The 11,921-nt window shown below is 61.2% G+C and carries 7 protein-coding genes; 3 read left to right on the top strand and 4 right to left on the bottom strand.

Annotated elements, in window-relative coordinates:
• Positions 1-298: 298 nt before the first annotated feature.
• Positions 299-1,063, top strand: a complete 765-nt coding sequence (locus HU731_RS08040; RefSeq protein WP_014719469.1) for a GntR family transcriptional regulator — start codon at positions 299-301, stop codon at positions 1,061-1,063.
• Between the two features lie 140 nt (positions 1,064-1,203).
• On the opposite strand, the gene guaD is transcribed toward HU731_RS08040, so the two are convergent.
• The 4 genes from guaD to xdhA all read right to left on the bottom strand — a co-directional run bounded on the left by guaD (position 1,204) and on the right by xdhA (position 7,323).
• The gene (guaD, locus tag HU731_RS08035; RefSeq protein WP_186606928.1) at positions 1,204-2,508 is read right to left on the bottom strand and encodes a guanine deaminase; all 1,305 of its coding nucleotides are present in this window, start codon (positions 2,506-2,508) and stop codon (positions 1,204-1,206) included.
• 12 nt (positions 2,509-2,520) lie between these two features.
• Positions 2,521-3,360: a xanthine dehydrogenase accessory protein XdhC gene (gene xdhC, locus HU731_RS08030; RefSeq protein ID WP_044275085.1), complete on the bottom strand. Its 840-nt coding sequence runs from the start codon at positions 3,358-3,360 to the stop codon at positions 2,521-2,523.
• A gap of 122 nt (positions 3,361-3,482) precedes the next feature.
• Positions 3,483-5,882, bottom strand: a complete 2,400-nt coding sequence (gene xdhB / locus HU731_RS08025) for a xanthine dehydrogenase molybdopterin binding subunit (protein ID WP_186606929.1) — start codon at positions 5,880-5,882, stop codon at positions 3,483-3,485.
• Positions 5,875-7,323 carry a xanthine dehydrogenase small subunit gene (gene xdhA, locus HU731_RS08020; RefSeq protein WP_186606930.1) on the bottom strand — a complete coding sequence of 483 codons (1,449 nt, stop codon included), beginning with the start codon at positions 7,321-7,323 and terminating at the stop codon, positions 5,875-5,877. Before xdhA ends, xdhB begins: the two co-directional genes overlap by 8 nt.
• Before the next feature lie 280 nt (positions 7,324-7,603).
• On the opposite strand from xdhA, the gene HU731_RS08015 reads away from it, so the two are divergent.
• Together HU731_RS08015 and smc are read left to right on the top strand one after the other, a co-directional pair.
• Positions 7,604-8,263 carry a GntR family transcriptional regulator gene (locus tag HU731_RS08015; protein ID WP_186606931.1) on the top strand — a complete coding sequence of 220 codons (660 nt, stop codon included), beginning with the start codon at positions 7,604-7,606 and terminating at the stop codon, positions 8,261-8,263.
• Positions 8,264-8,265: 2 nt separating this feature from the next.
• Positions 8,266-11,754 carry a chromosome segregation protein SMC gene (smc, locus tag HU731_RS08010; protein ID WP_186606932.1) on the top strand — a complete coding sequence of 1,163 codons (3,489 nt, stop codon included), beginning with the start codon at positions 8,266-8,268 and terminating at the stop codon, positions 11,752-11,754.
• Positions 11,755-11,921: the final 167 nt, after the last annotated feature.

The following is an 11,921-nucleotide window of genomic DNA, read 5'->3' as shown; positions in this document are numbered from 1 at the left end:
GCGAGCTTGCTCGCGAAAATCGCCAACGATAACGCGGGCAATCAGATTAAACGCGGCGCCCTTGGGTTCTTCGCGAGCAAGCTCGCTCCTACAGTGGGATGTCGTTCATGGGAAATCGTGGAATCAAGCCTAAACTCAAACGTAACGAGTCATTGCAATACAGCCGAGCCCGCAAACAGCCGTACAGTGTGTTGGCGCAGTGGGTTGTGTACAATGTGCGCTGTTTTTAGGTGATACTTGCCAGCGACACGCTGTTGCCGTATTACCGTTAATTCGCCGTTCTCAAACCCGAGTGCCCATGAACGAACAGTTGCAACCTCTCAAGAAACAACCGCGAGCCGGCAAGGCCGGTCGCAGCGGAACCCAGGACGATATCGTTTATGCGCATATCTTCGAGGCGATCCTTGAACAACGCCTGGCGCCCGGAACCAAATTGAGTGAAGAGGCACTGGGCGAGATCTTCGGCGTGAGCCGCACCATCATTCGCCGCGCGCTGTCGCGCCTGGCCCATGAAAGCGTGGTGCTGCTGCGGCCCAATCGCGGTGCGGTGGTTGCCAGCCCAAGCGTCGAAGAAGCGCGCCAGGTGTTCATGGCCCGGCGTCTGGTGGAGCGGGCGATCACGGAGTTGGCGGTGCAGCACGCCACGGCCGAGCAGTTGGCCGAGTTGCGCCAGATGGTCAACGACGAGCGCGACAGCTTCTCCCGTGGTGACCGTGGCGCCGGTATCCGTCTCTCTGGCGAATTCCACTTGAAGCTGGCCGAAGCCGCGAAGAACGCGCCGCTGATCAGCTTCCAGCGTAGCCTGGTGTCCCAGACGTCATTGATCATCGCCCAGTACGAAAGCGGCAACCGCTCGCACTGTTCCTACGATGAGCACACCCAGTTGATCGATGCGATCGAAGCCCGGGATGCGACGTTGGCGGTGAATTTGATGATGCATCACATGGATCACATCGACAGCAAGCTCAACCTCGATGAAGAGAGCGCGTCGGATGATTTGCATGCGGTGTTTTCGCATTTGTTGCAGACCAAGAAGCCAGGGCGTTCTTCAGTAAAACTCTAGTTTCCCTGGCTCACTGAGAACAAAATTGTGGGAGCGGGCTTGCTCGCGAATGCGGTGGATCAGTCAATATACCTAGAGACTGACACTGCGCATTCGCGAGCAAGCCCGCTCCCACATTTGTTTTGATGGTGTATCCGAAATCAGCGCTGGTGCACGAGCTGCCCGGCTGCATAGGTCTGTAGCACCGTCCGATCATCCCCCAGCGTCATCAGCACAAACAACGTCTCGGCAATGTTATTGGCCTGTTTCAGGCGATAGCTCAGCAGCGGCGTGGCGTTGTAATCCAATACCAAAAAGTCCGCATCGGTGCCCGGCTGCAAGGTGCCGATCTTGTCTTCCAGGCGCAGCGCCCGTGCGCCGCCCAGGGTGGCCAGGTACAGCGACTTGAACGGGCTCAAGCGCGCACCTTGCAACTGCATGACCTTGTACGCTTCGTTCAGGGTTTGCAGCAGTGAGAAGCTGGTGCCGCCACCCACATCGGTGCCCAGGCCCACGTTCAAGTTGTGTTTCTCGGCCATCGGCAGGTTGAACAAGCCACTGCCGAGGAAGAGGTTCGAGGTCGGGCAGAACGCGACTGCCGAGCCGGTCTCTGCCAGCCGTGCGCATTCGTCGTTGCACAGGTGTACGCCGTGGGCAAGCACCGAGCGCTCGCCGAGCAGCTTGTAATGGTCGTAGACATCCAGGTAGCCGTTGCGCTCCGGGAACAGCTCATTGACCCACTCGATTTCCTGCTTGTTCTCGCTGATGTGGGTCTGCATGTACAAATCCGGGTATTCGCCCAGCAACTGCCCGGCCAGCGTCAGCTGTTCCGGCGTGCTCGTAGGCGCGAAGCGTGGCGTCACCGCGTAATGCAGGCGCCCCTTGCCGTGCCAGCGCTCGATCAGCGCCTTGCTTTCCTGATAGCCGGATTCGGCGGTGTCGGTCAGGTAGTCCGGTGCGTTGCGGTCCATCATCACCTTGCCGGCGATCATGCGCAGGTCGAGTTTTTCGGCCGCTTCAAAGAATGCATTCACCGATTGCGGGTGCACGCTGCCGAATACCAGCGCGGTGGTGGTGCCGTTGCGCAGCAGTTCCTTGATGAAGATATCCGCGACTTCTTCGGCGTGAGCCTTGTCGGCAAACTGGCTTTCACAGGGGAAGGTGTAGGTGTTGAGCCAGTCCAGCAACTGTTCGCCATAGGCGCCGACCATGCCGGTTTGCGGCAGGTGGATATGGGTGTCGATCAAGCCGGGGGTGATCAGCGCGTCCTGGTAATGGGTGATGTCGATATCGGCGGGCAGGCTCGGCAGCAGGTCGCTGGCGTGGCCAAGGGCGCTGATCTGGCCGTTGTCGACCACCAGCAGGCCGTCCTCGAAATATTCGTAGGAGGCTTCGATCCCAACCACGGCTGGGTCGGCGATGCTGTGCAGGATGGCGGCACGGTAGGCTTTGCGAGTCAAAGGCATGATCGTCTCGATTTAGATAGCGTGACTGCGGCGCGAAGCCGGCAGCAGTTTGGCAATAGGTTCGGCGCCGGCAAGGTGCTGGCCGAAATTGGCGTTATAGGTGGCGATGATTTCGCCGGCGATGGAGATGGCGATCTCCACCGGAAGCTTGCCCTTGACCTCGGGGAGGCCCATGGGGCAGCGCATGCGCTGTAACTGCGTGGCATCAAAGCCACGGTCACGCAGGCGGTGTTCAAATTTGACCCGCTTGGTTTTCGAGCCGATCAGGCCGAAGTAGGCGAAGTCGTTGCGCTTGAGCAGGGCGGCGGTCAGTTCCAGGTCCAGTGCGTGGTTGTGGGTCATGACGATGCAGTAACTGCCTGCCGGCAAGTCGGCAATTTCGTCGACCGGCTCTTCGCTGACGATTTTACGCACGCCTTGGGGAATGTGCTGCGGGAATTCCTGCTCGCGGGAATCGATCCAGCGCACCCGGCAGGGCAGGCTTGCCAGCAATGGCACCAAGGCACGGCCGACATGGCCGGCGCCAAATACAGCGATATGCGCCTGCGCCTGGCCCATGGGTTCGAACAGCAGCACGGTCACGCCGCCGCAGCACTGGCCCAGGCTGGCGCCGAGGCTGAAGCGCTCCAGATGGGTGTTTTGCTGGCCGCGCACCAACATGTCCCGGGCGATCTGCATCGCCTTGTATTCCAGGTGCCCGCCGCCGATGGTGTCGAAGGCCTGCGCGGCGCTGATGACCATCTTGGAACCGGCGTTGCGCGGGGTGGAGCCGAGTTCTTCGATGATGGTGACGAGCACGCAGGGTTCGCCCTGGTTTTGCAGGGTGGCGAGGGCGCTGATCCAGTTGTCCATGTCTACCTCAACATTTCTGCTGTTAGTTGGCCGCTATCGCAGGCAAGCCAGCTCCCACATTTGATTGGGTTCGCACCTCAAAATGTGGGAGCCGGGCTTGCCCGCGATGGCAGCGCCTGGGTCTAGAGCGAAGCCAATTCAGTGTCAGCCTCGACAGCTTTCACCGCCTGCAACTGCCGCATCTGCTCACACCCCCACAACACCCGCTCCGGCGTGGCCGGCGCATCAATGTGGGGCTGATGGCGATAATCACCGAGGCTCGCCACCGCATCCTTGATCGCACACCACGACGCAATCCCGAGCATAAACGGCGGCTCGCCCACGGCCTTGGAATGGAACACCGTGTCCTCCGGGTTCTTGCGGTTCTCTACCAGCTTCACTCGCAGGTCCAGCGGCATGTCGGCTACCGCCGGGATCTTGTAGCTGGCCGGGCCGTTGGTCATCAGCTTGCCTTTGTTGTTCCACACCAGCTCTTCCATGGTCAGCCAGCCCATGCCCTGTATAAAGCCGCCTTCGACCTGGCCGATGTCGATGGCCGGGTTCAGCGAGGCGCCCACGTCGTGCAGGATGTCGGTGCGCAGCATTTTGTATTCGCCGGTCAGGGTGTCGACGATCACTTCGCAGCAGGCCGCGCCGAACGCGTAGTAGTAGAACGGCCGACCGCGTGACTGGCTGCGGTCGTAGAAGATTTTCGGGGTCTTGTAGAAACCTGTGCTGGAGAGCGATACCTGGGCGAAATACGCCTGCTGGATCAACGCTTCGAAGCTGAGGATCTGCTCGCGCACGCGCACATGGCCGTTGCGAAACTCCACGTCCGCCTCGCTCACGTCGTACTTGCGCGCTGCAAATTCCACCAGGCGCTGCTTGATGGTTTCGGCCGCATTCTGAGCGGCCTTGCCGTTCAGGTCGGCACCGCTGGAGGCCGCGGTGGGCGAGGTGTTGGGCACCTTGTCGGTGTTGGTGGCGGTGATCTGGACGCGGTCGATGTCGACCTGGAACACTTCGGCCACGACTTGCGCCACCTTGGTATTCAAGCCCTGGCCCATCTCGGTGCCGCCGTGGTTCAGGTGGATGCTGCCGTCCGTGTAGATATGGATCAGTGCGCCCGCCTGGTTGAGGAAGCTGGCGGTGAACGAAATACCGAATTTCACCGGGGTCAGCGCCAAGCCCTTTTTCAGGATCGGGCTGTGGGCGTTGTACAGGCGGATCGCTTCGCGGCGCTCAGCGTACTGGCTGCTGGCTTCCAGCTCGGCGGTCATTTCTTCGAGCATGTTGTGCTCGACGGTCTGGTAGTAGTGGGTGACGTTACGCTCGGTCTTGCCGTAGTAGTTGGCCTTGCGCACGGCCAGCGGGTCTTGGCCCAGATGGCGCGCGATGGCGTCCATCACCTCTTCGATGGCAACCATGCCCTGGGGGCCACCGAAGCCGCGATAGGCGGTGTTGGAGGCGGTGTTGGTCTTGCAGCGATGGCCGTTGACCGTGGCGTCGCCCAGGTAATACGAGTTGTCGGCGTGGAACATGGCGCGGTCGACAATCGAGTTGGACAGGTCCGGCGAACAGCCGCAGTTACCCGCAAGGTCCAGGTTGATGCCGTGCAGGCGGCCGTTGTCGTCAAACCCCACGTCGTATTCGATATAGAAGGGGTGACGTTTGCCGGTCATCAGCATGTCTTCGACCCGTGGCAGGCGCATCTTGGTCGGCTGGCCGGTGAGGCGCGCCACCACGGCGCACAGGCACGCCGGGCTGGCGGCCTGGGTTTCCTTGCCGCCGAACCCGCCGCCCATGCGGCGCATGTCCACCACGATTTTGTTCATCGACACATCCAGCACTTCGGCCACCAGCTTCTGCACTTCGGTGGGGTTTTGCGTGGAGCAGTAGACGATCATGCCGCCGTCTTCGGTGGGCATCACCGAAGAGATCTGGGTTTCCAGATAAAAGTGTTCCTGGCCACCGATATGCAAGGTGCCCTGGATGCGGTGCTTGGCGCTTGCCAGCGCTGTGGCCGCATCGCCGCGTTGGTGAGTGTGGCTGTCGAGCACAAAATGCTTGTTGCGAAACGCCTCGACCACATCCAGCACCGGCTCCAGGTCTTCATATTCGATCACCGCCGCCATTGCCGCCTTGCGCGCGGTCTCCAGGTCGCGGGCGGCCACGGCCAGCACCACCTGGCCGACGAACTGCACGGTGTCGATGGCCAGCAGTGGGTCGCCGGGCATCAATGGGCCGATGTCTTTCAGGCCCGGTACGTCTTCGTGGGTGATGACTATGCGTACGCCGTCGAAGGCGTAGCAGGGCGCGGTGTCGATGCTGATGATGCGGGCGTGGGCGCGGTCGGACATGCGCGCATACAGGTGCAACTGGTTGGGAAATTCCAGGCGGTCATCGATGTACTGTGCTTCACCGCTGACGTGCTTGGCGGCGCTGTCATGCTTGACGCTGCGACCTACCCCGGTGGTGAGGTCCTGGGCAAAGAGTGCGGCAAGTTCAGCCTCGGTTTTTACCACGGCGTGATGGTTAGACATAAGCGGTCACCCGAGTCTCGATGTGCGGCGTTTGCAGTTCGATGAAGTATTTGCGCAGCAGGTTCTGCGCGCTGAGCAGGCGGTATTCCTTGCTGGCGCGAAAGTCCGACAGTGGGGTGAAATCCCCGGCCAGGGCGGTGCAGGCCTTTTCTACCGTGGCCGCATTCCACGTGGCGCCTACCAGCGCAGCCTCGCAGCGGGCTGCGCGTTTTGGCGTGGCGGCCATGCCACCGAACGCAACGCGCGCTTCGCTGACCACACCGTTGTCGATCTTCAGGTTGAACGCTGCGCACACGGCGGAAATATCGTCGTCCAGGCGCTTGGACACCTTGTAGGCCCGAAACAGCGTGTGGCCTTTGGGCACGATGATGGTCTCGATGAACTCGCTGTCCTGGCGCGCGGTGACGCGGTAATCGATGAAGTAGTCTTCCAGCGCCAGGGTACGGCGGGTGTTGCCCTTGCACAGTACGATCTGGGCGCCCAGGGCAATCAGCAACGGCGGCGAATCCCCAATGGGCGAAGCGTTGCCGATATTGCCGCCCAGGGTGCCCTGGTTGCGAATTTGCAGGGAGGCGAAGCGGTGCAGCAGTTCGCCGAAGTCCGGGTATTCGTGGTGCAGCGCGGCGTAGCAGTCGGAGAGGGCGGTGGCCGCGCCGATCTCCAGGCGGTCGTCGAACTGCTCGATGCGTTTCATGGCTTCAATGTTGCCGACGTAGATCATCACCGGCAGGGTGCGGTGGAACTGGGTGACTTCCAGCGCCAGGTCGGTACCGCCGGCCAGCAGGCGGGCCTGCGGGTAGGCGTCGTAGAGGTCGGCCAGGTCGGCGACGGTCAGCGGCACCAGGCAGCGCTTGTCACCGCTGTTGAGTTCACCGGTCTGGGTCGGCGCGATGGCCTTGAGGCGGGCGATGGTTTCAGCCTGGCGGCTGTCGAATTGATCCTGGGGCTTGTTGCAGCAGGCCTGTTCGGCGGCCGCGAGGATCGGGCGATAACCGGTGCAGCGACACAGGTTGCCGGCCAGGGCTTCATGGGCTTTCTGGCTGTCTGGGGCATCGCTGTTTTTTTGCAGGGCAAACAGCGACATCACAAAACCTGGGGTGCAAAAGCCGCACTGCGAACCGTGGCACTCGACCATGGCCTGTTGCACGCTGTGCAGTTGGCCCTGGTGCTTGAGGTCTTCAACGCTGATCAGTTGTTTGCCGTGCAGTGACGACACAAATGTCAGGCAGGAATTGAGGCTGCGATAACGAATCTGCTCGGCGCCTTGCTCGTCGGTGTGCAGCTCGCCGACCACCACGGTGCACGCGCCACAGTCGCCACTGGCGCAGCCTTCCTTGGTACCGGGTTTGCCCACGTGCTCGCGCAGATAGTTGAGCACGGTCAGGTTGGGGTCCAGGGCGTGCTCGCTACGGAGTTCCTGGTTAAGTAAAAACTGGATCACGGAAGGCCTCGCAGACTCATTATTGTTGTTAACCGCTTTGCGCCGAATCTAGTCATGTCTGACTTTTCGGTCAATGGTTTTCTGACCTAAGGGTCAAGAAAATGCGGTCGCAACACGTTCAATTATGGTCCAGTCTTCTGGAACCGGCGTTCTTGGGGGCTTGCAGGCTTTCAACGTTGCTTATTTCGTGCCAAATTCGCCACGGTGGGCGTAGCGCCATCAGCGGGCCAATGCGCTACACTGCCGCGCTTGTACCGATAGCAGATTTTGAAGGGAAAACATGACGTTCAAGGCGCCGGACAGTCTCGCCGAGCAAATTGCTCACCACCTCGCCGAACGTATCATTCGCGGCGATCTCAAGCCTGGGGAGCGGATCCAGGAACAGAAGGTCACGCTGGCGCTCAACGTCAGCCGTGGTTCCGTGCGCGAAGCTTTGCTGATCCTTGAGCGCCGCCATCTGATTGCGATCCTGCCGCGCCGTGGCGCCCATGTCACCGAACTCACCGCGCACAAGGTGCAGAGCCTGTGTACGTTGATGGGCGAGATGTACATCCTGCTCGGCAATGCGGTTGCCGAAGGCTGGCAGACCCAGGCCGACATGGCGCCGTTCCTGCAGATCCAGCAACGCCTGCAACTGAGCCTGGAGCGCGAGGACATCCGCGCCTTCGTCGAAGAAAGCTTCAATGTGATGCGCGCCGCTTACCCCTTCGCCAACAACCCGTATTTGCAGGAAACCGTCGAAAACCTGCAACCGGCGATGAACCGCGCGTATTACCTGGCCCTGGATCAGCGCAAGGCGTCCATGAGCGAGTTTCAGACGCTGTTCGAGCAATTGCTCGCCGCGGTACTGGCCCGTGACCTGGCGCAGATTCGCCTGGTGCTTACAGCCTATTGCCAGCGCAGCAGTTCGCTGGTCATCGCAGCCTTGGCGGACGTCTAAGCGTGCGGCTCAAGTGCATCAAGTTGGCGGGGTTCAAATCCTTCGTCGACCCCACCACCGTCAACTTCCCCAGCAACATGGCGGCGGTGGTGGGGCCCAATGGCTGCGGCAAGTCGAACATCATCGACGCCGTGCGCTGGGTGATGGGCGAGAGCTCGGCGAAAAATCTGCGCGGCGAGTCGATGACCGACGTCATCTTCAACGGCTCCACCAGCCGCAAGCCGGTGAGCCAGGCCAGTATCGAGCTGGTATTCGATAATTCCGACGGCACCCTGATCGGCGAATACGCGGCCTACGCGGAAATTTCCATCCGTCGTAAAGTCACCCGCGACAGCCAGAACAGTTACTTCCTCAACGGCACCAAGTGTCGCCGTCGCGATATCACCGATATTTTCCTCGGCACCGGCCTGGGCCCGCGCAGCTACTCGATCATCGAGCAGGGCATGATCTCCAAGCTGATCGAAGCCAAGCCCGAAGACCTGCGTAACTTTATCGAAGAAGCGGCCGGCATCTCCAAGTACAAGGAGCGCCGCCGCGAGACTGAAAACCGTATCCGCCGCACCCACGAAAACCTCGCCCGCCTGACCGACCTGCGCGAAGAGCTGGAGCGCCAGCTCGAACGCTTGCACCGCCAGGCCCAGGCCGCCGAGAAGTATCAGGAATACAAGGGCGAAGAGCGCCAGCTCAAGGCGCAACTGTCGGCCCTGCGCTGGCAGGCATTGAATGACCAGGTGGGCCAGCGCGAAGCGATTATTGGCACCCAGGAAGTCAGCTTTGAAGCGCTGGTGGCCGAGCAGCGCAATGCCGACGCCAGCATTGAGCGCCTGCGTGACGGTCACCATGAGTTGTCCGAACGCTTCAATCTGGTGCAAGGCCGCTTCTATTCGGTGGGCGGTGACATTGCCCGGGTCGAGCAGAGTATCCAGCACGGCCAGCAACGTTTGCGCCAGTTGCAGGACGACTTGAAGGAAGCCGAACGCGCACGCTTGGAAACCGAATCGCACCTGGGCCATGACCGCACCTTGCTGCTGACGCTGGGTGAAGAGCTGGACATGCTCACCCCCGAGCAGGAAATCACCAGCGCCGCCGCCGAAGAAGCCGCCGCCGCCCTGGAAGAATCCGAAACCACCATGCACGGTTGGCAGGAGCAGTGGGACGCTTTCAACCTGCGATCCGCCGAGCCACGCCGCCAGGCCGAGGTGCAGCAGTCGCGCATCCAGCAGTTGGAAACCAGCATGGAACGCCTGGCCGAGCGCCAGCGCCGGCTGCAGGAAGAGCGCGTACTGCTCGCCGCCGACCCGGAAGACGCGGCAATCATGCAGTTGAACGAGCAACTGGCCGAAAGCGAAATGACCCTGGAAGAGCTGGAGGCCAGCGAAGAACAGCAAGTGGAGCGCCTGGAGCAACTGCGTCAGCAATTGCACACCGCGACCCAGGCGCAGCAGCAGGCCCAAGGCGATTTGCAGCGGCTCAATGGTCGGTTGGCTTCGCTGGAAGCCTTGCAGCAAGCCGCACTCGACCCCGGCACCGGCACCGCCGAATGGCTGCGCGACCAGCATTTGGCCGAGCGCCCGCGCCTGGCCGAAGGCTTGAAAGTCGAAGCCGGCTGGGAGTTGGCGGTGGAGACCGTGTTGGGCGCCGATCTGCAAGCGGTGCTGGTGGATGATTTCGGCGGTTTCGACCTGGCCGGGTTTGCCCAGGGCGATTTGCGCCTGCTCAGCCCGGCGGCCGACGGCACGCGGGTGCCGGGCAGCTTGCTGGACAAGGTCGAGGCGGCGATAGATCTGTCGCCCTGGCTGGGCCAGGTCAGGCCGGTGGAGTCCCTTGAGCAAGCCCTGGCCCAGCGCGGGCAGTTGGCGGCCGGTGAAAGCTTGATCAGCCGCGATGGCTATTGGGTCGGCCGCCACTTCCTGCGCGTGCGCCGCGCCAGTGAAGCGGAAAGTGGCGTGTTAGCCCGTGGCCAGGAAATCGTCAACCTGAGCGCCGAGCGTGAAGAATGCGAAGCCACCCTCGAAAGCCTGGAAACCGAATTGCAAACCCTGCGCGCCACCCAGCGTCAGCAGGAAACCGGCCGCGAACACCTGCGTCGGCTGTTGCAGGACGAAGCGCGCCAGCAAGGCGAGTTGAAAGCCCAACTGTCGGCGAGCAGGGCCAAGGTCGAGCAATTGACCCTGCGCCGCACCCGTCTTGACGAAGAAGTGGCCGAGATGGGCGAACAGCGCGCCCTGGAACACGAACAGATCGGTGAAGCGCGCCTGCACTTGCAGGAAGCCCTCGACAGCATGGCCCTGGACACCGAACAGCGCGAATTGCTGCTGGCCCAGCGCGACAGCCTGCGCGAGCGCCTTGACCGCGTGCGCCAGGAAGCCCGGCAGCACAAGGATCACGCCCATCAGTTGGCCGTACGCCTGGGCTCGTTGCGCGCCCAGCATGACTCCACGCGCCAGGCCCTTGAGCGCCTGGAGATGCAGTCCGAACGCCTGACCGAAAAGCGCGAGCAACTGAGCCTCAACCTGGAGGAGGGCGAGGCGCCGCTGGAAGAGCTGCGCCTCAAGCTTGAGGAATTGCTCGACAAGCGCATGACCGTCGATGTCGAACTCAAGACCGCTCAGATCGCCCTGGAAGACGCCGACCGTGAACTGCGCGACGCCGAAAAGCGTCGCACCATGGCCGAGCAGCAATCCCAGTTGATCCGCGGCCAGCTCGAACAACAGCGTATGGAATGGCAAGCCCTCACCGTGCGCCGCAAGACCTTGCAAGACCAATTGCTGGAAGACGGCTATGACCTGCACGGCGTGCTCAACACCCTGACCGCCCAGGCCAACGAGAAAGACGCCGAAGAAGAACTTGAACGGATTGCCGCACGTATTCAACGCCTGGGCGCGATCAACCTCGCCGCTATCGATGAGTACCAGCAGCAGTCCGAGCGTAAACGTTATCTGGATGCCCAGGACGCCGATCTGGTTGAAGCCCTGGACACCCTGGAAAACGTGATCCGCAAGATCGACAAGGAAACCCGCAACCGCTTCAAAGATACCTTTGATCAGATTAATGGCGGTTTACAGGCGTTATTCCCAAAAGTTTTCGGTGGTGGCAGCGCCTACTTGGAACTGACGGGCGAAGATCTACTCGATACAGGGGTAACGATCATGGCGCGGCCTCCGGGCAAGAAGAACAGCACCATCCATTTGTTGTCCGGCGGCGAGAAAGCCCTGACCGCATTGGCCCTGGTATTTGCCATCTTCAAGTTGAACCCGGCGCCGTTCTGCATGCTCGACGAAGTTGACGCACCGCTGGATGACGCTAACGTTGGACGCTACGCTCGGTTGGTTAAAGAGATGTCCCAGACCGTGCAGTTCATCTACATCACCCACAACAAGATCGCCATGGAAATGGCCGACCAGTTGATGGGCGTGACGATGCATGAGCCGGGATGTTCGCGATTGGTCGCGGTGGATGTGGAAGAGGCGATGGCGATGGTGGAATCCTGAGCCACGCCGGGAGAGAGAATTTACAGCATGATGTAGGGCGATTTACCGGTCTGGGGAAAGTGGCAAATGGACATATTTGTTCAAGGCATTTTGACAGACGGTGTAAAGTTATCTTTGGTCGTGCTAGTTTAATGTCAATTTTTCGTGTGCGTGGGCAAAACGTCAGT

Origin of the sequence: Pseudomonas salmasensis (genome assembly GCF_014268375.2) — a bacterium.
GTDB lineage: Bacteria > Pseudomonadota > Gammaproteobacteria > Pseudomonadales > Pseudomonadaceae > Aquipseudomonas > Aquipseudomonas salmasensis.
This window is presented reverse-complemented; position numbering and strand designations above follow the sequence as displayed.